This window comes from Mycobacterium sp. NGS56 (assembly GCF_059812425.1).
Genome location: NZ_JCALCQ010000005.1, coordinates 30,202 through 48,865, shown reverse-complemented (window position 1 = coordinate 48,865; position 18,664 = coordinate 30,202). Strand labels below are relative to the sequence as shown.

Annotated in this window: 19 protein-coding genes and 1 riboswitch; of the genes, 11 read left to right on the top strand and 8 right to left on the bottom strand. The window is 66.0% G+C overall.

The window, feature by feature from the left end:
* Positions 1-98 precede the first annotated feature (98 nt).
* Genes thiO through AC5Y4F_RS14940 form a run of 4 tightly spaced genes read left to right on the top strand, consistent with a single transcriptional unit; the run spans position 99 to position 2,880 of the window.
* A complete protein-coding gene (gene thiO, locus AC5Y4F_RS14955; RefSeq protein WP_067933992.1) occupies positions 99-1,118 on the top strand; it encodes a glycine oxidase ThiO in 1,020 nt (339 codons plus the stop codon).
* Positions 1,119-1,167: 49 nt separating this feature from the next.
* Positions 1,168-1,365, top strand: a complete 198-nt coding sequence (gene thiS, locus AC5Y4F_RS14950) for a sulfur carrier protein ThiS (protein ID WP_067933901.1) — start codon at positions 1,168-1,170, stop codon at positions 1,363-1,365.
* Entirely contained in the window at positions 1,358-2,116 is a 759-nt protein-coding gene (locus AC5Y4F_RS14945) for a thiazole synthase (protein ID WP_067933902.1), read from the top strand. Before thiS ends, AC5Y4F_RS14945 begins: the two co-directional genes overlap by 8 nt.
* Entirely contained in the window at positions 2,113-2,880 is a 768-nt protein-coding gene (locus AC5Y4F_RS14940) for an SGNH/GDSL hydrolase family protein (protein WP_067933904.1), read from the top strand. Before AC5Y4F_RS14945 ends, AC5Y4F_RS14940 begins: the two co-directional genes overlap by 4 nt.
* A 196-nt stretch (positions 2,881-3,076) precedes the next feature.
* Here AC5Y4F_RS14940 and AC5Y4F_RS14935 read toward each other — a convergent pair whose 3' ends face one another.
* The gene (locus AC5Y4F_RS14935) at positions 3,077-3,607 is read right to left on the bottom strand and encodes a serine/threonine protein kinase (RefSeq protein WP_067933906.1); all 531 of its coding nucleotides are present in this window, start codon (positions 3,605-3,607) and stop codon (positions 3,077-3,079) included.
* Between the two features lie 336 nt (positions 3,608-3,943).
* On the opposite strand from AC5Y4F_RS14935, the gene AC5Y4F_RS14930 reads away from it, so the two are divergent.
* Genes AC5Y4F_RS14930 through AC5Y4F_RS14910 form a run of 5 tightly spaced genes read left to right on the top strand, consistent with a single transcriptional unit; the run spans position 3,944 to position 8,701 of the window.
* The gene (locus tag AC5Y4F_RS14930; RefSeq protein ID WP_067933908.1) at positions 3,944-4,291 is read left to right on the top strand and encodes a CD225/dispanin family protein; all 348 of its coding nucleotides are present in this window, start codon (positions 3,944-3,946) and stop codon (positions 4,289-4,291) included.
* A gap of 11 nt (positions 4,292-4,302) precedes the next feature.
* Positions 4,303-4,728, top strand: coding sequence for a DUF2752 domain-containing protein (locus tag AC5Y4F_RS14925; protein WP_067933909.1), 426 nt, complete (start codon positions 4,303-4,305; stop codon positions 4,726-4,728).
* A 53-nt stretch (positions 4,729-4,781) separates the two neighbouring features.
* Positions 4,782-6,278, top strand: a complete 1,497-nt coding sequence (locus AC5Y4F_RS14920) for a M28 family metallopeptidase (RefSeq protein ID WP_067933911.1) — start codon at positions 4,782-4,784, stop codon at positions 6,276-6,278.
* Complete coding sequence (locus AC5Y4F_RS14915) at positions 6,275-7,744, top strand: M28 family peptidase (protein WP_499997482.1); 1,470 nt, start codon at positions 6,275-6,277, stop codon at positions 7,742-7,744. Before AC5Y4F_RS14920 ends, AC5Y4F_RS14915 begins: the two co-directional genes overlap by 4 nt.
* Positions 7,745-7,771: 27 nt before the next feature.
* Positions 7,772-8,701, top strand: a complete 930-nt coding sequence (locus tag AC5Y4F_RS14910; protein WP_499997481.1) for a DUF222 domain-containing protein — start codon at positions 7,772-7,774, stop codon at positions 8,699-8,701.
* 187 nt (positions 8,702-8,888) lie between these two features.
* Here AC5Y4F_RS14910 and AC5Y4F_RS14905 read toward each other — a convergent pair whose 3' ends face one another.
* Entirely contained in the window at positions 8,889-9,677 is a 789-nt protein-coding gene (locus AC5Y4F_RS14905; protein WP_499997480.1) for a crotonase/enoyl-CoA hydratase family protein, read from the bottom strand.
* A 156-nt stretch (positions 9,678-9,833) separates the two neighbouring features.
* Here AC5Y4F_RS14905 and AC5Y4F_RS14900 point away from each other — a divergent pair, with 156 nt between their 5' ends.
* Positions 9,834-10,394 carry a hypothetical protein gene (locus tag AC5Y4F_RS14900; RefSeq protein WP_499997479.1) on the top strand — a complete coding sequence of 187 codons (561 nt, stop codon included), beginning with the start codon at positions 9,834-9,836 and terminating at the stop codon, positions 10,392-10,394.
* 152 nt (positions 10,395-10,546) lie between these two features.
* Here AC5Y4F_RS14900 and AC5Y4F_RS14895 read toward each other — a convergent pair whose 3' ends face one another.
* Positions 10,547-11,866, bottom strand: a complete 1,320-nt coding sequence (locus tag AC5Y4F_RS14895) for an adenylate/guanylate cyclase domain-containing protein (protein WP_499997478.1) — start codon at positions 11,864-11,866, stop codon at positions 10,547-10,549.
* A gap of 492 nt (positions 11,867-12,358) precedes the next feature.
* Between AC5Y4F_RS14895 and AC5Y4F_RS14890 the strand changes: the two genes are divergently transcribed.
* On the top strand, positions 12,359-13,804 hold the full coding sequence (locus AC5Y4F_RS14890; protein WP_499997477.1) for a neutral zinc metallopeptidase: 1,446 nt from the start codon (positions 12,359-12,361) through the stop codon (positions 13,802-13,804).
* A 14-nt stretch (positions 13,805-13,818) separates the two neighbouring features.
* Here AC5Y4F_RS14890 and AC5Y4F_RS14885 read toward each other — a convergent pair whose 3' ends face one another.
* The 5 genes from AC5Y4F_RS14885 to thiC form a co-directional block, all read right to left on the bottom strand.
* Positions 13,819-14,688 carry an LLM class F420-dependent oxidoreductase gene (locus tag AC5Y4F_RS14885; RefSeq protein WP_499997476.1) on the bottom strand — a complete coding sequence of 290 codons (870 nt, stop codon included), beginning with the start codon at positions 14,686-14,688 and terminating at the stop codon, positions 13,819-13,821.
* 36 nt (positions 14,689-14,724) lie between these two features.
* Positions 14,725-15,156: a MarR family winged helix-turn-helix transcriptional regulator gene (locus AC5Y4F_RS14880; RefSeq protein WP_067933922.1), complete on the bottom strand. Its 432-nt coding sequence runs from the start codon at positions 15,154-15,156 to the stop codon at positions 14,725-14,727.
* A gap of 46 nt (positions 15,157-15,202) precedes the next feature.
* Entirely contained in the window at positions 15,203-15,826 is a 624-nt protein-coding gene (locus AC5Y4F_RS14875; protein WP_067933924.1) for an alpha/beta hydrolase family protein, read from the bottom strand.
* Positions 15,823-16,662 (bottom strand): bifunctional hydroxymethylpyrimidine kinase/phosphomethylpyrimidine kinase, encoded by an 840-nt coding sequence (thiD, locus tag AC5Y4F_RS14870; RefSeq protein ID WP_499997475.1) that lies wholly within the window; start codon positions 16,660-16,662, stop codon positions 15,823-15,825. Before thiD ends, AC5Y4F_RS14875 begins: the two co-directional genes overlap by 4 nt.
* A 103-nt stretch (positions 16,663-16,765) precedes the next feature.
* The gene (gene thiC, locus AC5Y4F_RS14865; protein ID WP_499997474.1) at positions 16,766-18,445 is read right to left on the bottom strand and encodes a phosphomethylpyrimidine synthase ThiC; all 1,680 of its coding nucleotides are present in this window, start codon (positions 18,443-18,445) and stop codon (positions 16,766-16,768) included.
* Positions 18,437-18,547, bottom strand: a riboswitch (TPP riboswitch). Its footprint overlaps the gene before it by 9 nt.
* Positions 18,548-18,664: the final 117 nt, after the last annotated feature.

The following is an 18,664-nucleotide window of genomic DNA, read 5'->3' as shown; positions in this document are numbered from 1 at the left end:
GGGCTGAGAGTGGGCACAGCCGGAGCCACCCGGACCTGCCCTTACCGTCACACCTGATCCGGGTCATGCCGGCGAAGGGAGGCTCGAGAATGACCGGGATGCCCCCCGGGTCCCCACTGGGGTCCCTTGCCGTCATCGGCGGCGGCGTCATCGGGCTCGCAGTGGCGCGCCGCGCCGCGCAAGCCGGGTGGTCGGTACGGGTGCACCGCAGCGACCAGATGGGTGCATCCTGGGTCGCCGGCGGCATGCTCGCGCCGCACAGCGAGGGCTGGCCCGGCGAAGAGCGGTTGCTTCGGCTGGGCCTGGAATCGCTGCGACTGTGGCGCGGAGATTTCCTGGACGGGCTGCCGCCCGAAGTGGTCACCGCGCGCGAGTCGCTGGTGGTCGCTGTCGACCGTGCCGACACCGCCGACCTGCGCACCGTCGCGGAGTGGTTGTCGGCCCAGGGGCACCCGGTGGTCTGGGAGTCGGCCGTCCGCGACGTCGAACCGCTGCTGGCGCAGGGCATCCGGCACGGCTTTCGGGCGCCCACCGAGCTGGCCGTGGACAACCGGGCGGTGCTGGACGCGTTGGCCGCGGAGTGCGAGCGCCTCGGGGTGTCATGGGCGCCTCCGGTGTATGAGCTGTCGCGCGTGCAGGCCGACGCGGTGGTGATCGCCAACGGCATCGACGCGCCGGGGTTGTGGCCCGGCCTGCCGGTGCGGCCGGTGAAGGGCGAAGTCCTGCGACTGCGGTGGCGCAGGGGTTGCATGCCGTTGCCGCGGCGGGTTATCCGCGGCCGAGTGCACGGACGGCAGGTGTACCTGGTGCCGCGTGCCGATGGGTTGGTGGTCGGCGCCACCCAGTACGAACACGGTCGCGACACCGCCCCGGTCGTCTCGGGGGTGCGTGACCTGCTCGACGACGCGTGCGCGGTGCTGCCGTCGCTGGGTGAATACGAGCTGGCCGAGTGCGCAGCCGGGTTGCGCCCGATGACACCCGATAACCTGCCGTTGGTGCATCGCCTGGACACGCGAACGCTGGTGGCCGCCGGCCACGGCCGGTCAGGATTCCTGTTGGCGCCCTGGACCGCAGAACAGATCGTTTCCGAACTGGCCCCGGTGGGAGCACACCGATGATCCGCGCTTTGACGATGCTTCAGCGATGCGATGAGGAGGAGCGGGGCCAATGATCGTCGTGGTCAACGAGCAAAAGGTCGATGCCGAAGCGCACGTCACGGTCGCCGCGCTACTGCATTCCCTGGGTTTTCCGGACCGTGGCGTCGCAGTGGCCATGGACGACGCGGTACTACCGCGATCCCGTTGGAGCACAGAACTTTTCGAAGGGGACCGGCTCGAGGTAGTGACGGCGGTGCAAGGTGGCTGATGCAAAACTGACCATTGGCGACCGCAGCTTCGCGTCCCGGCTCATCATGGGAACCGGGGGAGCGAGCAACCTTGCGGTGCTCGAAGAGGCGCTGGTGGCCTCGGGCACCGAACTGACCACCGTGGCCATCCGCCGGGTCGACGCCGAGGGCGGCACCGGGCTGCTCGATCTGCTCAACCGGCTGGGCATCACGCCGCTGCCCAACACCGCGGGATGCCGGGGCGCGGCCGAGGCGGTGCTCACCGCACAGTTGGCCCGCGAAGCGCTGAACACCAACTGGATCAAGCTCGAGGTGATCGCCGACGAACGCACGCTGCTACCCGACGCGGTCGAATTAGTGCGCGCCGCAGAGCAATTGGTCGATGACGGGTTCGTCGTCCTGCCCTACACCAACGATGATCCGGTGCTGGCCCGCCGGCTCGAGGACGCCGGCTGTGCTGCGGTCATGCCGCTGGGTTCGCCGATTGGTACCGGCCTTGGCATCACCAATCCGCACAACATAGAAATGATCGTCGCCCGGGCGGGCGTTCCGGTGGTGCTCGACGCGGGCATCGGAACGGCCAGCGACGCCGCGTTGGCAATGGAATTGGGTTGTGACGCCGTGCTGTTGGCCACCGCGGTGACCCGGGCCGCCGATCCGGCCGCGATGGCGGCCGCGATGGCCGCCGCCGTCACCGCCGGGTATCTGGCCCGGCGCGCCGGGCGCATCCCGAAGCGGTTCTGGGCGCAGGCTTCGAGCCCGCAGCCATGAGTCGTTATGTGGCGCTGGGTAGTTCGATGGCCGCCGGTCCCGGCATTCGGCCGCGCGCCGGTGGGGCTCCGCGCTGGTCGGGCCGATCCGCACGCAACTACGCGCATCTGATCGCGCAGCGATACCGGCACGACTTGGTCGACGTCACCTTCTCCGGGGCGACCACCGCGCACGTGCTCGCCGAGCGCCAACGCGGCGCACCACCCCAGATCGCCGCGCTAGACGGCACCGAGAGCCTGGTAACGGTGACCATCGGCGGCAATGACGTCGGCTACATTCCGCTGTTGATGGCCGCGGCACTGCCGCGTTCGCTACGTCACCTGCCGCTGCTGGGGGGTCGCATCTGCGAACTGCTGGATCGCCAGGAGCGGGATCGCGCCCTGGACGCGGTCTTTGAATCGCTGTGCGCGGTCGGACGTACGCTGCGTCAGCGATCGGCACGCGCGCGGATCTTCTTTGTCGACTACCTGACGATGCTGCCGCCGCCGGGCGTGCCGGCGACTCCGCTGTCACCTACCGATGCCGACCTGGGCCGGCATGTGGCCGACGCGCTGGAAACGATGACGGCTGACGCCGCCGCGGCGACCGGTTGCGAAGTCATCCGCGCCGGCGTGGCGAGTCGCGAACATCACGCGTGGTCGGCAGAGCCATGGACGACGCTGCCGGCACGCTTCGGTGTTCTGCTGCCGGGTCGCCCCGCTCCCTTGCACCCGAACGCAGCAGGGATGCGGGCGGTAGCGGATCTGATTGCGGCTCAGCTCTAGACGTCAGCGTTCGTGCGCCACCATTGGTAGCGGCGTTCACGTCGGATTCGGCCGAGGTGAGCTGTCCCAACGGGTATGGCGCGGTGGTCCAGGTCGGTGTCGCGTGGTTCTGACTCCCTGCGGTTGATTTAAATAACGAGGGGCGGACGTTCTTCGAATATGGGTTCACCGATTCCGTTGCGGCACAACGGAACCGTCACCCGTTTGCACGCCACCACTGGTAGAGTGCCCCAACGTCGGTGTTGGACGCGCGCAAATAACTCAACGTGTTCTTCGCATCCGTGGTCCAGATGATCTCGGCGCCGTTTCGGTAGGTTCCGCAGGCCGCCTGCCCGGCGCTGGCGGCAGAGCCGTCCTTATGCCAACTCGAGGGTGATTGGTGGGCGTCCCCGCATGGGGTCAACACGTCCTCGTTGATGGTGGCCCTAAAAGAGGTGGCCAAATGGTCGGCATTGGTGAACAGGACGTACTTGGCCTGAACCGGACCGCGTGGATCGGGGCTCTGCCCGCAGGTGAGCACGGCCAGTTGTGTGCTGCGGTCGATGGTCTGGGCGGTGCAGTTGTTCAGGCCGTAGCCCTTCGACAGCGAGGCCGCAAGTGTGTTGATATCCGAGGGGCTCCCGGTGGTGGCGGGATCCGCGCCCGCTGGCGTGCCGCCCGCTAAGGCCAAACCACCTGTGAGCGCCGTTGCCGTCACCGCCCTCAGCGCATTGCTGAAATCAGACATGAATGGCTCCTTAACGGCCGCTTCTAAACACGGATAGTAGGGCTATGTCGTGGTAAAGCAATACATTCCGCTGGAAATTGTCTGTCTGGTCATCCTTCGTCGGACCAACCCACGGACTGGCAGGCCAATGCCAGTGGCGTGCGGGTCGTCGCACAGGACCTTGAATTACATTGAGGTGCCGATAATCCCGATTTCCGGCGGAGCAGGGGCGTCGGTAGCGCATTTCGTTCACGCGCGGCCTGAACAAGAATTTTCCATTGCCAGTGCCGATCAGGGCCCGCTCGGGTAGGGTTAGCACCGCTTTACGTCAGCTAACTTCTCTTGACTGGAGAATCCATGACACAACCCCCTCCGCCGCCGCCCGGTTATCCGCCGCCTCCTCCCGGTTACCCGCCGCAGCAGCCGGCCGGCCAAGCGCCGAATAACTATCTGGTGTGGTCGATTCTGGTGACCCTCTTCTGCTGCCTTCCGTTCGGAATCGTGGCGATCGTCAAGTCGAGCCAGGTCAACGGGTTGTGGGCGCAGGGTCGTTACGCCGAGGCGCAAGCGTCCGCCGAAAGCGCCAAAAGATGGGTGGTCTGGTCGGCGGTCATCGGTGTCGTCGCGGGCATCATCTACGCCATCTTGATGGGGATCGGTGCGCTGAACATGAACACCAACGCGGCCCTTGCCGCGATGTTCTAGAGCGTCCGATCATGGTGACCCGCTGGGGGGCGGCGCACGCGAATCTGGGTGCACCACTGGTGGTGGCTGCATCCACGACGCTGATGTGCGCCGCCATCTGGGCGGGCGATCCGACCACCCCGAACGGCCCGCTGCCGGTGTGCCCTACCAAGGCATTGTTGGGTATCGACTGTCCCGGATGCGGCAGCTTGCGCATGGTGTATTCGCTCATGCATGGCAATCTGTTGGCGGCAGCCAGGTTCAATGCGTTGGGATTGGCGGCTGTCGTGCTGTTGGTGTGGGCGTATGTGTCCTGGACCTACGGGCGCCTGGTGGGTCGGCGGATCCGCGGTTGGCAACACCGCCGCTGGGCCGCCGTCGTGGCGCTGTCGTTGGTGCTGGCCTGGTTCGTGGTGCGCAACATCCCCATTGCGCCGTTCAGCGCACTACACGTTTGATACCGCCGTGTCCTGAACCGGGCGGCTTGGGCCGCGGTCTAACCTGAGGCGCGATGGTGAACAAATTCACGGCGATTCCCGCATTGCTCGCCTTGCTCGCCCTGACGGCATTCGCAACCGGCTGCTTCCACCGGTCAGCTGGCTCGCGCCAAATAACCGGCGACCCCGCCGCAGCCGACTTCGCCTCCGCATTGCGCGGCAAGGTGACTACCGACGCGATGATGGCACACCTATCCAAGCTGCAAGACATCGCCAACGCCAACAACGGCACCCGGGCGGTGGGTACGCCCGGATACGAGGCCAGCGTCGACTATGTGGTGAACGTATTGCGGGACAGCGGATTCGACGTGCAAACCCCCGAATTTTCGGCGCGAGTGTTTCATGGCGACAAGCCGGAGGTTACCGTCGGCGGCAAGGCGGTGGAGGCGCACGCGCTGGACTTCAGCCTGGGCACCGGACCGGAGGGTGTGCGGGGGCCGCTGGTCGCCGCACCGCCGGACAACCTCGGCTGCGCGGCCTCCGATTACGCCAACCTGCCGGTGCGCGGCGCTGTGGTGCTGGTGGATCGTGGCACCTGCCCGTTCGCTCAGAAGGAGGACGCCGCCGCAGAGCGTGGCGCAGTGGCCATGATCGTCGCCGACAACGTCGACGAACAACAGATGGGCGGCACGCTGGGGCCCACCACCGAGGTGAAGATCCCAGTCCTGAGCGTGACCCGATCGGTGGGGGTGCAGTTGCGCGGGCAGCCGGGGCCCACCACGATCAAGCTCAATGCCAGCGCGCAAAGCTTTCGGGCGCGCAACGTGATTGCGCAAACCAAAACCGGATCGGGGACCAACGTGGTGATGGCCGGCGCGCACCTGGACAGCGTGCCCGACGGGCCGGGCATCAATGACGATGGATCGGGAGTGGCCGCGGTGCTGGAAACCGCTGTCCGGCTGGGTAGTTCGCCTTCGGTGCACAACACGGTGCGGTTCGGCTTCTGGGGTGCGGAGGAGCTCGGACTGATCGGTTCGCGCAACTATGTGGAGTCCCTGGACCTGACTGGGCTGAAAAACATTGCGCTGTACCTGAACTTCGACATGCTCGCGTCGCCGAACCCCGGTTACTTCACCTACGACGGCGACCAGTCGCTGCCGGTGGACGCTCGTGGTCGGCCGGTGGTACCCGAGGGTTCGGCAGGCATCGAGCGAACGCTGGTCGACTACCTGAAGTCGGCGGGAAAGACCGCGCAGGACACCTCGTTCGACGGCCGGTCCGACTACGACGGATTCACGCTGGCGGGCATCCCCGCCGGCGGCCTGTTCTCGGGTGCCGAGGGCAAGATGTCCGCCGACCAAGCGAAGTTGTGGGGTGGCAACGCCGATCAACCTTTCGACCCCAATTACCACCAGAAAACCGACACTCTCGACCACGTCGACCGCACCGCGCTGGGGATCAACGGCGGCGGCGTGGCTTACGCGATCGGTCTCTATGCGCAAGACGTCGGCGGACACAACGGCGTGCCCGCCATGGCGGACCGCACCCGGCACGTGCTCGTCAAGTCATGATCTCCCGGCTGGGCGCGACTCTGCTCCTGATCGCGATGGTGGCCGGTTGTTCCTCGACGCGGCTGGCGCTGCCGACCGCGACACCGGACCTTGGGCACAGTCTGGCCAACAAGGTGACTGTTGAGGGGATGCTGACGCACCTGCGTGCCCTGCAGAACATCGCCAACACCAATGGCGGCAACCGGGCAGACGGGATGCCGGGCTTCAACGCCAGCGTGGACTACGTCGCAAAAATACTGCACGACAAGGGTTTCGATGTTCAGACACCGGAGTTCGACCGACTCTACACCGTGTCGTTGGGCAAGCCGTCGCTGACCGTTGCCGGCCGCACCTATCCCGTTGACCAAGCCTCGCTGCTGGTTCAGACACCGCCCGGCGGATTGACCGGGCAGCCGATCCGTCCATCGCAGCCGTCGGGTTGCAGGGCCAGCGATTACCCGGCCCCCATGCCTAAAGGCGCGATCGCCGTGGTCGACGACGAGCAGTGTTCGGTGGTCGACAAACAGAACAGCGCGGTGGCCAAGGGCGCGAGCGCCCTGATCGTGCTCAGCTCCCCCACGGGGCGAGGAGCCCCACCCACGCTGTTCACCACCGGCTACTTCAAGCAGCTGACCGTGCCGGTCGCCGTGCTGGGTTCCTCCGGCGCCGGCGCGCTAGCGGGCTCGACCGCACCCGTACGGCTGGTCCTGGATGCGCAGAACGTCAAGATCACCTCCCGGAATGTGTTGGCGCAGACCAAGACCGGATCGGCCCATGACGTCGTCGTGGTGGGTGCGCAACTGGACGGACCGCGCGCCGGACCCGGGATCAACGACGACGGTTCCGGGGTGGCCGCCGTGCTCGAGACCGCGCTGCGACTGGGCCCGCTCGCGCCGGTGAACAACGCCGTGCGGTTCGTGTTCTGGGGCGCCGAGGAGGATGGGCGCAACGGGGTCATGGATTACGTGTTCGGCATGGACCGTGAGCAACTCAACGACATCGCGTTGTACTTGAACTTCACCATGCTGGGTTCGCCCAATGCCGGATTCTTCACCGACGACGGTGATCAGTCCGGCCCGCCCGGACCCGGTGTTTCCGCCGCGGACGTGCCCGAAGGCTCGGCCGGGATCGAACGCACTCTGGCCGGTTATCTGAACCTTGCCGGCAAGCGGCCCGCCGACATGCCGTTGGACACCAGGGCCGACTACCACCCCTTCATGATCGCCGGCGTGCCCATCGGCGGCATGACCACCGGAGCGTCGCAGCCGAAAACCCCCGTGCAGGCCCGGTTGTGGGGCGGTCAGGCCGGCGTGGCGTTCGACCCGAACCTCCAGAGCCCTCGCGACACCGTCGACAACATCAACCGGGATGCGTTGGGGGTCATGGGTTCCGGCGTCGGGTTCGCCGTCGGCAGCTACGCGGAGTCGATCGGTGGGGTCAACGGGGTGCCGGCCCACAACAAGCGGCACCGCACCCGGGTGCCGTAACGGCGCGGCTTGTCATACCCGACTGGCATGATCGAACCTATGTTCGAGTGGTGGTATGCCTCGCGGGAGACGCCGGAGGCCGCGGCGCTGCAGCATCGGGTACGCGACGCCGGGCGCGCGGAGGCACGGGCGGCGGCTGAGCGGTTGGTGGCCACCGGGGAGCTGTTGGTACTGCGTTGCCGCGAGACGGGGGAGCGGGCCGAATGGTCGGCGGACGCCTGGGAAGCGGTGGCAGCGCAGGTGGCCGCGGCGGCGGGGTGCAGCGTGGCGATGGGCCACAGCTATCTGCGTTATGCCATGGCGATGCGGGATCGGTTGCCGGAGGTCGGCAAGGTGTTTCGGGCCGGCCACATCGACTATCGGGCGTTTCAGACGATCGTGTTCCGCACCGACTTGATCACCGATGCCGAGGTGCTGGTCCGGGTGGACGGGCAGTTGGCGGCGCTGCTGTCGCGGCGCCCGTCGCTGACCCGCCGTGGACTGGCCGCCGCGGTGGACCGGGTGGTGGCCGTCGTGGATGCCGATGCGGTGCGCCGCGCCCGGCAGGCGCTCAACGATCGGTATGTGGATGTGCTTGCCGACGCGTCAGGGATGGCGTATGTGAACGGCAGCGTGGTCGCGACCGACGGCCAGGCTCTGGATCGTCGCCTCGACGAATTGGCCGCGACCGTGTGCGATGCCGATCCGCGGACGGCCACGCAGCGGCGTGCTGATGCGTTGGGGGCATTGGCCACCGGCGGCTCGCGGCTGGTGTGTGGCTGCGGACGTCGCGACTGCGCCGCGGGCACGCCGGCACCCAAGGCCCACGTAGTGATCCATGTGATCGCCGAGCAGGCCAGCGTCGAGGGCCGCGGGTCCACCCCCGCGCCTTGCCCGGACGAGAAGGACTCATCCCGGCCGAGGTGCTCGCGCAGCTGGCCCGCTCGGCACGGCTGGTGCGACACTGGCCGGCGCTGAACCCCGCTACACCCTGTGGACCGCACTGGCCGACTTCGTGCGCTGCCGGGATCTGACCTGTCGGGCTCCGGGGGGTGTGACCGTCCGGCCACCGACTGCGCTCTCGACCATACGATCCTCTACGCCGACGGCGGTGCCACGCATGCCTCTAACCTCAAGGCGCTGTGCCTTATTCACGGTCGGACCATCACGTTCTGGAGCCATGTCGGCCCGCACCGTCGGTGAACCGCTTCGCGCCTGACTGCAATTCGGATGCCGAACGCGACAAACTGTCGAACTCGAAGTCCATGGCCTCGGCCTCGCTTCGACCCCATTGGTAGAGCGTCGACAGGCGGTCCGAGCGCAAGCACATTTGCGGCAGCGCCGAGAGTTCGGCAGCTAGCTCCTCTGCTGCCTCGCGGGCTGTGCCAGTTGGTACGACGCGATTCGCCAACCCGATAGCTAGCGCCTCGGTGGCGTCCACCGCTCGCCCGGTCAGGATCAGATCCATCGCCCGACTGTGCCCGATCAGCCGGGGTAGTCGGACCGTGCCGCCGTCGATCAACGGTAAACCCCAGCGACGGCAAAACACCCCGAAGATTGCGCCCTCCTCGACTACCCGCAAATCGCACCACACCCCTAACTCAAGACCGCCAGCGACGGCATAGCCACTGACAGCAGCAATCACCGGCTTGGACAGGGTCATCCGACTAGGACCCATCGGTCCCGGCCCGGTTGGGCTCACGGGGTTGAAGTCACCCGTTTCGGCCCCCTTCAGATCCGCGCCTGAGCAGAAATTCCCGTGATCGCCCCACAGCACCGCTATGGACGCCGAGTCGTCTGTGTCGAACTCAGCGAACGCGGCGAGCAGCGCCGACACAGCCGATCCATTGACCGCGTTACGAGCTTCCGGGCGATTCATGATGACCGTGGTCACGGCACCGTCCTTCTCGACCCGAACGCCGCCAGTGCTGTTGTGTTCAGTCGTCGTGCCCACGATCTCGACGTTATCCGCCCCACCCGGGGTTTGGCCCCAAAATGCCCACGCTGCTTGCCATCAGAGTGTTCTTCGGTCAGTCGATACCATCAGTGCTCAAAACGTTGCTGGCAGTGCCAGTATCGACGCGGTGGCCGACGGGGATACTCAAGAGTCATGACTGGCTACGGCGATGGCGTGCTGTCGGATTCCCGCATCGCGGCGATGTCGCCCGATGAACGCCGCGACTTGATTCAGCGGCTGCAGCGTCCGCTTGACGAAGTGTTTCCACCACCCGTCGCGCGTCGCATGCGGCGGACGCGGTTGACCTTGATGGTGGGCGGCTCGATCGCATTGATTCCATGGATCGTCTACCTCGGTTTCAGCCTGCCCGCGAACTATGTTGCCCAGAACTGGCCGGCTACGTGGATGGGCTTCGACTGTCTGCTCGTTGCGTTCATGGCCGCGACCGCGGTGTTGGGCTGGCTGCGTCGCCAGCTGGTACTGCTCACCGCGTTCACGACGGGCGTTCTGCTGATCTGTGATGCCTGGTTCGATATCTTGACCGCCGGCCTGGGGCGAAATTTGGCTGTCCCGATGTTGACGGCCGCCATCGGCAACCTGCCGCTCGCGGCGATCATGATCATTGGCGCAGTGCGGATCCTGCGAGTGACAGCGATACGGCTCTTTTTTCTCGATCCCGGGACGCCGCTGTGGCGTCTGCCGTTGCTACCGTAACCGGGCCGGCGCCGCGTTGCTGAAATGTTCTCTAGCCAGTCGTTGCCACCACATGCTCAAAACGTTCTGGGTCGGCCGCAACGGCTGGAGCGACGAGCAACGGCCGGACGGCACGGGCATTTTTGGAAGACACACCCCCAGGCGCGCCGCCGCTAAGAGGAAGCGACGGCGAACAAACGCCACTCACCCGGCACACCCTTGAGGTCATGCGTGCCGCGATCCTCGAACTCGATTCCTGACCCGATCACCAAGTCGCGCAACGTACTCGACACCAGGACGTCGCTCGGCCCGGCCAGGGCGCTCACCCGCGCGCCGATGTGCACGCCAATCCCGCCGATGTCCTCGCCACGGACCTCGCACTCACCGGTATGCAACCCGGCGCGTACCTGGATGCCTAATGTCTGTACCGCGTCGCGAATTGCCATGGCGCAGCGTATCGCTCGCTGCGGCCCGTCGAACATCGCGAGGAAGCCGTCTCCCGAGGTGTTCACCTCGCGGCCCCGAAAGCGAGCGAGTTGCGAACGAACGACGGCGTCGTGAGCGTCGAGCAGAGCACGCCAATCGCGGTCGCCCATCTCCGCAGCGCGCCGTGTTGAGTCCACGATGTCGGTGAACAGCACTGTGGCGAGAACCCGATCATCGGCAACTTCTGCGCGGTGGCCTGTGAGGAACTCAGCGATCTCCTGAAACGAATCCCGCCACGGTTCCACGAAGTGGTACAAGTTGCGTCCGGGCAGTTCGACGTATTTCGTGCCAGGTATGTGGTCAGCGACATACTTGCCCCACGGGGGCGGGACCATCGGGTCGTCGGTGTGCTGGAGCACGAGAGTTGGTACGCGGATGGTCGGAAGCACCGCCCGCACGTCTACCTCGGTCAATAAAGGCATTAAGAGAGCGTAGGTGCGTGGGCTCGCGGCAAGCCGGTCATGTCGCGCCAGCGCGGCGCCGATCTCCTCGTTGTATGGCATGTCGGGATTGATCGAAGGCCAGTAATTGCCCGTTCCCCACATGGCCGCCAGGCCAGCGATGATTTCCTCTGAATTAACTCCATCAGCCCGGTCATTAACTGGATTGGCGTAGCCCTCCAGCACCACGAGCGCGGAGGTACGCGCCGGATATGTAGCAGCGAACACCGCACCCGTCGCAAACGCACCGGGCCCGGTGATGAGTACTGCTTCGCGGCTCTGGAGATCGTCGAGCACCGCAGTGATGCTGTCGGCCCATTGCTCCAAGGTCGGCAGCGCGCCAGGCTCGACAGGATCCGACGCTCCACTCCCCGGCTGGTCGAAGAAGATCACTCGCCCGAGCGATGTCATCGCCTCGACCCAGCCCTGAGTTGACGGCAGGTCCGGGAACAGCTCGCAACAGGTGAACCAGTTCGGGACGAACACGATGTCGCGGGGACCTTCGCGCGACGTGCGATAGGCGACGCCCAAGTCCCCGTTCATCGCATAGCGCGTCTCCGAGAACATTGCGGAAGTGTAAGCCGAGGAACGCGTCGATTACTGGAGTCAGTCCGCTTGGCATGACCGCCAACTCGTCGGCGGGACCGTAATTTGGTCGCTGCCGGGCCCGCACACCTACGTTACGACCCCGGGCAGCGCGCTGCTGTCCGCGTCCTTGTGTGCGCCCCCACCGGCGATGCGCCCGCACCCGCCACACCCGGAAACCAACGCTGCGCCGACCCCACCGTCATGATGCCCAAACGCCGCAGCACCCGCGCCCAAAACCGCGCGACACGCATCGCCACCGAACGGCGCCACAACCGCCAAGCACGATTAGCCGTTCAAGTAATACACCCGGAGCGGCCGGTCGAGGGGCGACGGCGAGCCACCGCCTTTTGAGCAACTCTGCGCGGAGCCGACGTTTGCTGGGTCCCTCGATTTGTGCTGTCTTGTGGGCTGAATCCCTCTAGGATGAGTTTCCTTGATGCTGCCCTGCGGCCGGTCGGGATGAGGTTGCTCATGAATAGTTATGCGCTCAGGTCGGCATTCGCATGGGCGGTGGCGGTCCTCGTGGTGGCCGGCTGCACGACATTCGTCGGCGGGCGTGCACTGTCGATGCTCAACGACCCCTTCCTGGTCGGTGGTCTGCCGGCGACCAACGGGCCCAGCGGAATCCGTTCGAACGCACCCAGGACGAAAGGCAAGGTGCTCAACACCGACAACGGGAAGATCGACTCGCTGGCGCTGCTGTCGGTCAACGACATCGAGGACTACTGGCAGTCGGTGTACGACCGGTCGCTGAAGGGCAAGTTCGTTCCGGTCAGCAAGATGGTGTCTTACAACTCGACCGATCCGAGCAGCCCGATCGTGTGCCACAACGACACCTACAAGCTCGTCAACGCCTTCTACACCGGCAGATGCAATCTGATTGCCTGGGACCGCGGCGTATTCATGCCCATGGCGCAGAAGTACTTCGGTGACATGTCCGTCACCGGTGTGCTGGCGCACGAATTCGGGCATGCGCTGCAGCAGATGGCGAAGCTGGTGACTAGACGGGACGCGACCATCATCCGCGAGCAGCAGGCCGATTGCTTCGCGGGCGTCTATCTGTACTGGGTCGCCGACGGCAAGTCGCCGCGCTTCACGCTGAGCACCGCCGACGGGCTCGACCATGTATTGGCGGGGATCATCACCACCCGTGACCCGGTGATGGACAGCGAAACGGTCAACGACGACGCGCACGGTTCGGCCTTGGACCGCGTCAGCGCCTTCCAGCTGGGTTTTCTCAGCGGTACCTCGGCCTGCGCGGCGATCAACCGTAACGAAATCGAGAAGCGCCGCGGCGATTTGCCAAACGCGTTGCGAGTCGACAACTCGGGGGCAACGGAGACCGGTGAGGTGTCGATCAACAAGGACACCTTGTCGAATTTGATGGATGTGCTGGGAAAGATCTTCGCCCCGACCAACCCTCCGGCACTGTCCTACCAGCCGGCCGATTGCCCGGACGCCAAGGCGACACCACCGGCGTCGTACTGTCCAGGCACCAACACTATCGTGGTCGACCTGCCCGGACTCGCCGCCCTGGGCACGGTCGCAGACGAGAAGCAACAGACGCTGCCGCAAGGCGACGACACCGCGCTGTCCGTCGTGATGTCCAGATACGCGCTGGCGGTTCAGCATGAACGCGGCCTGGCAATGCAGAGTCCGTGGACCGCGCTGCGTACGGCATGCCTCACCGGTGTGGCACACCGCAAGATGGCCGAGCCGATCGACCTACCCTCGCACAACCAATTGCTGCTGACCGCAGGTGATCTCGACGAAGCGGTCGCCGGCCTGCTCACCAACCATCTGGTCGCCAGTGACGCTGACGGCACCAGCGTGCCGGCCGGTTTCACTCGGATTGCGGCGTTCCGCGGTGGCGTGACCGGCAATACGGACGCCTGTTATTCGCGCTACCCCATCTGACGAACCATCGACGGTCAACCCACTTCGGCGAGCCGCGGAATCACCTCGTCGCCCAAGCGGTTAACGAAGCCGAGCGGATCCGGATTGCCGGGCAGCGGGCCGATGTTGATCATGTCGACACCAAGCGCTGCGTAGCGTTCAACCGTCTTCAGGAATGTGTCGTCGAAAGGATCGGTGGTGGCCAGGCCGCCGGCTGTCTTGCGAATGTCATTGGGATTCCTGCCCACCTTGTCGCAGTGCCGGTTCAACACCTCGATCTTGTGCTCGAGCTCTTCGGCGTCAGCGGCCATGCTGATCCAAATGTCGGCGTATTGCGCAACCAGGCGCAGCGTCTTCTTCTCGCCGTCCCCGCCGATCAGGATCGGAGGCCGCCGAATCGGCTGTGGCTCGCAGATGGTCTCGTTCAGCCGGTAGTGCGTGCCGGTGTAGGGCCCGTCGTCCTCACTCCACATCTGCCGGCAGATCTGCAGCGTCTCCTCCAGCATTTCGAAGCGGGTACGCAGTGGCGGATAGGGAATACCCAGTGCGGTGTGCTCACGTTCGTACCAGGCCGCACCCAGCCCCAACATCGATCTGCCCTGCGACAGCACGTCGAGGGTCGTGACCGCCTTGGCCAACATGCCGGGATAGCGGTAGGTGACGCCCGTGACCAGCAGGGCCAGATCGATCGTCGTCGTCTGGGCAGCCAGGAAGCCCAACGATGTGTAGCCCTCGAGGAACGGGTCCTCGGCGCGACCAATGCTTTCCATCTGGAAGAAGTGGTCCGCGAGGGTGAAGAGCGTGGCGCCGCCTTGTTCGGCGGCCTTGGCCACTTCAGCAAGCGTGGGGCCTAGTTTGGCCGGCTCGCCGGGCAGAAAATCGATGAAATGTAATCCCAATTCCATTGCAGTTTAGGTCCTTTCGCGTCCTATATTGGCGGGTCAATGGGTCAAGCGCTCGAGCAGCGACAACGCGTCGACGATGACGCGCCGCTCGGATTCGCTGTAACGCTCCTGGATGGTGCGTGCCAGCCACTCTTCGCGGGCGCGTCGGCCGCTTTCGGCACGCCTTCTCCCCGCCTGGGTTAGTGAGACCACTTGGCGCCGGCCGTCATTCGGGTCCGGTTCGCGCTTGATGAGGCCGCGTTGGCCCAGGGCCGCCAGGATGGTGGCCATCGACTGGGGTCGTACCTGTTCCGCACCGGCCAACGCACTGGCTGATGACGGTCCGTCTTTCCACAGCCGGGTGAGCACCGCCGTCTGGGACGGTGTCAGGCCGTCGACCGAGACGTCTTTCAACCGGCGCCGCAGCCGGCTGAACACCACCCGGATATCGCGGGCCGCCACTACCGCGGATTCGCTGACGTCGCCCACGCCAACATCCTAAATTAGACAGCTAAAACTGTCCAGTTGAAACTGCCTAATTCCGTCCCAGTAGCTGCAGAGCGGCATCGACCGCCAATGCCGGGACGTTCAGCGTCTTGGATCGCAGATCGTGTCGTGCACTGGCGATCTCGACGACGGCCGTCGTTCCGGTGATCAATGCCGCGGCGGCACGCAGCTCGTCGGGCGTGCCGAATGGATCCGACGTGCCGTGCGTGAACACCGTCGGAACCGTGATGTCGGGCAGGTGCTCGGTGCGCACGCGTTCGGGCTTGCCCGGGGGATGCACCGGATAGGAGAACAGCGTAAGCACGTCGACCGCGGCCTCCCCTGCCGCAACCACCATGGACGTCTGCCGACCGCCATAGGAATGCCCACCGGCGATCAGCGGGCCGTCGGCAAGGCCGCGGCACACCGCGATCGCCTCGACGATGCCGGCCCGGTCGGTGGCGGCGGAACCAGAGGGCGGGCCGGTGGGCCGGCGCCGGCGATACGGCAGGTTATAGCGCACCGCAAGCCAGCCACGCTGCGCCCATTCCTCGCAAACCTGCTGCAGCAGAACGGCATCCCGGTTGCCGCCGGCGCCGTGGGTCAGCACTACCACGCCTTCTGGCGCACCGTCCGGTTCGTGTGCGATGCCCGCGATCCGATCGAGATTCATGCGCGCGCCGATGACAGCCGAAAAAGCGGGGAGACGGGGCCATGACCGTGGCCGAGCGGATAAGCGGCGCGTAGACATTCGGTGACCCATCGCTTCCCGAACTCGACGGCGGCCGGCACCGTGAAGTCGTACGCCAGGGCGCACGCGATCGCGCTGGCGAGCGTGTCGCCGCCGCCGTGGTCGTTGCCGGTGGCGACCCGCTGCGCGTCGAACTCGCGGAAATCAGCACCGTCATAGAGCAGGTCGCAGCTGTGATCCGACGACCGCAAATGACCGCCCTTCACCAGCACCCACCGCGGGCCCAAGGCGTGCAGCGCCTTGGCCGCCGCACGCTGCGAGGCGGGATCCACCACGTCGATGTCGACCAGCAGCCGCACCTCGTCAAGGTTCGGTGTCACCAACGTCGCCAATGGAAACAGTTGATTGCGAAGCGAATCCAGCGCTGGCGGCGCCATCAGGGCATCGCCGTGCATGGACGCCGCCACCGGATCGACCACGAGTGGAACCCTCAACCCGAGCCGGGTCCAGGTGGTGGCGACGGTGTCGATGATGCGCGGCGATGCCAGCATCCCGGTCTTGGCGCACTGGATGCCGATGTCGTCGACCACGGCTTCGATCTGCCCCGCGACCACGTCATCGGGCACCTCATGAAAGCTCTGCACGCCCAACGTGTTCTGGACGGTGACCGCGGTGACCGCGACGCACGCGTGCACGCCCAGCAGCGCCATCGTGCGCATGTCGGCTTCGATGCCCGCGCCACCCCCGGAATCCGATCCGGCGATGGACAGCACCCGCCGCGGCGTCGTGCCCGGCGCAGGCAGCGGCAGGAAAGTCACTGGGCCGGATGGCGGCGACCCGCTGCGCCCGGCTGCGCCGCGCTTGCGATCACCGCAGCCGGATGGCGGCGACCCGCTGCGCCCGGCTGCGCCGCGCTTGCGATCACCGCTGGGCCAGCGGTAGATACACCCGGTTGCCGTGCTCGGCGAACTCACGCGACTTCTCCGCCATGCCCTCCGACATGGCCGCCTCGATAGCTTCCTCGCTGTCCAGGCCGTGCTTGGCGGCATAGTCGCGCACATCCTGAGTGATGCGCATCGAGCAGAACTTCGGCCCGCACATCGAGCAGAAGTGCGCAGTCTTGGCGGGTTCGGCCGGCAGCGTCTCGTCGTGGTACTCCCGCGCGGTGTCCGGGTCCAGCGACAGCGCGAACTGGTCGTGCCACCGGAACTCGAAGCGTGCCGTAGACAGCGCGTTGTCGCGCTCCTGCGCGTGCGGGTGTCCCTTGGCCAAATCGCCTGCGTGCGCGGCGATCTTGTAGGCGATCACCCCGTCCTTGACATCCTTGCGATCTGGCAACCCCAAATGTTCCTTGGGGGTCACGTAGCAAAGCATCGCGGTGCCGGCCTGGGCGATGATGGCCGCGCCGATCGCCGAGGTGATGTGGTCGTAGGCGGGCGCGATGTCAGTGGCCAGCGGGCCCAGGGTGTAGAAGGGGGCTTCCTCGCACCACTCCTCTTCCAGCCGCACGTTCTCGACGATCTTGTGCATCGGGACGTGGCCCGGTCCCTCGATCATCACTTGCACGCCATGGGATTTCGCGATCTTGGTCAACTCGCCCAGGGTGCGCAGCTCGGCGAACTGCGCGGCGTCGTTGGCGTCGGCGATCGAGCCCGGCCGCAGGCCGTCACCGAGGGAGAAGGTGACGTCGTAGCGGGCGAATATCTCGCAAAGCTCGTCGAAGTTGGTGTACAAAAACGACTCTCGGTGATGCGCCAGGCACCAGGCCGCCATGATCGAGCCGCCGCGGGAGACGATGCCGGTGACCCGCTTGGCGGTCAGCGGCACGTAACGCAGCAGGACGCCCGCGTGCACGGTCATGTAGTCCACACCCTGCTCGCACTGCTCGATCACGGTGTCGCGGTACAGCTCCCACGTCAGCTGGGTCGGGTCGCCCTTGGTCTTCTCCAGGGCCTGGTAAATCGGCACGGTCCCGACCGGCACCGGCGAATTGCGCAGAATCCACTCACGGGTCTCATGGATGTTCTTGCCGGTGGACAGGTCCATGATGGTGTCGGCGCCCCACCGGGTTGCCCATACCATCTTGTCGACCTCCTCGGCGATCGAGGACGTCACGGCTGAGTTACCGATGTTTGCGTTCACTTTGGTTGCAAAGGCCTTGCCGATGATCATCGGCTCGATTTCGGGGTGGTTGTGGTTGGCCGGGATCACCGCACGGCCCCGCGCGACCTCGTCACGGACCAGCTCGGCGGGCATGCCTTCGCGGGCGGCGATGTAGGCCATCTCGGCGGTGACCTCGCCGGCGCGGGCGCGCTGCAGCTGGGTGCCGCGGTCGCGGACCACGCCGGGCCGAGCCGCCAGCCCGGCCGTCAGATCGATCGTCGCGTCCGGATCGGTGTAGGGCCCGGAGGTGTCGTACAGATCGAAGTCGTCGCCGGTGGACAGGTGCACGCGTCGCAGCGGCACCCGCAAGGTGACGCCGTCCGGGCCCTCGATCTCGCGGTAGGCCTTGCTGCTGCCCGCGATAGGGCCGGTGGTCACGGCCGGCTCAACACCGTGCGAAGCGGTGCCCGACACGGTTCCGGAAAGGACATCAGTCATTTTTCTTCTCCCTACGCCGGCATTACCCGGTCAGGTTCGTACGGTCGACGGCCCCGAGCCGTCCTCTCAGCGCACTCGGCGTGCGCTCCCGCGTCGTATGGATGGGTCCGCACGCGACGTTACCCCGACCCAGGGCCGAGCGACATGGTCGACGGCCTTTTGTACCGGGGCGGTAGCCGGAGGCGTTCCCCTAGTGGAAAAATGCAAACGTGCCACAGC

What these genes read in the sequence shown, in the direction of transcription:
- thiO (WP_067933992.1), top strand. Translation starts at nt 99, where the DNA reads ATGCCCCCCGGGTCCCCACTGGGGTCCCTTGCCGTCATCGGCGGCGGC.
- thiS (WP_067933901.1), top strand. Translation starts at nt 1,168, where the DNA reads ATGATCGTCGTGGTCAACGAGCAAAAGGTCGATGCCGAAGCGCACGTC.
- AC5Y4F_RS14940 (WP_067933904.1), top strand. Translation starts at nt 2,113, where the DNA reads ATGAGTCGTTATGTGGCGCTGGGTAGTTCGATGGCCGCCGGTCCCGGC.
- AC5Y4F_RS14935 (WP_067933906.1), bottom strand. Translation starts at nt 3,607, where the DNA reads ATGTCTGATTTCAGCAATGCGCTGAGGGCGGTGACGGCAACGGCGCTC.
- AC5Y4F_RS14930 (WP_067933908.1), top strand. Translation starts at nt 3,944, where the DNA reads ATGACACAACCCCCTCCGCCGCCGCCCGGTTATCCGCCGCCTCCTCCC.
- AC5Y4F_RS14925 (WP_067933909.1), top strand. Translation starts at nt 4,303, where the DNA reads ATGGTGACCCGCTGGGGGGCGGCGCACGCGAATCTGGGTGCACCACTG.
- AC5Y4F_RS14920 (WP_067933911.1), top strand. Translation starts at nt 4,782, where the DNA reads ATGGTGAACAAATTCACGGCGATTCCCGCATTGCTCGCCTTGCTCGCC.
- AC5Y4F_RS14915 (WP_499997482.1), top strand. Translation starts at nt 6,275, where the DNA reads ATGATCTCCCGGCTGGGCGCGACTCTGCTCCTGATCGCGATGGTGGCC.
- AC5Y4F_RS14910 (WP_499997481.1), top strand. Translation starts at nt 7,772, where the DNA reads ATGATCGAACCTATGTTCGAGTGGTGGTATGCCTCGCGGGAGACGCCG.
- AC5Y4F_RS14900 (WP_499997479.1), top strand. Translation starts at nt 9,834, where the DNA reads ATGACTGGCTACGGCGATGGCGTGCTGTCGGATTCCCGCATCGCGGCG.
- AC5Y4F_RS14895 (WP_499997478.1), bottom strand. Translation starts at nt 11,866, where the DNA reads ATGTTCTCGGAGACGCGCTATGCGATGAACGGGGACTTGGGCGTCGCC.
- AC5Y4F_RS14890 (WP_499997477.1), top strand. Translation starts at nt 12,359, where the DNA reads ATGAATAGTTATGCGCTCAGGTCGGCATTCGCATGGGCGGTGGCGGTC.
- AC5Y4F_RS14885 (WP_499997476.1), bottom strand. Translation starts at nt 14,688, where the DNA reads ATGGAATTGGGATTACATTTCATCGATTTTCTGCCCGGCGAGCCGGCC.
- AC5Y4F_RS14875 (WP_067933924.1), bottom strand. Translation starts at nt 15,826, where the DNA reads ATGAATCTCGATCGGATCGCGGGCATCGCACACGAACCGGACGGTGCG.
- thiC (WP_499997474.1), bottom strand. Translation starts at nt 18,445, where the DNA reads ATGACTGATGTCCTTTCCGGAACCGTGTCGGGCACCGCTTCGCACGGT.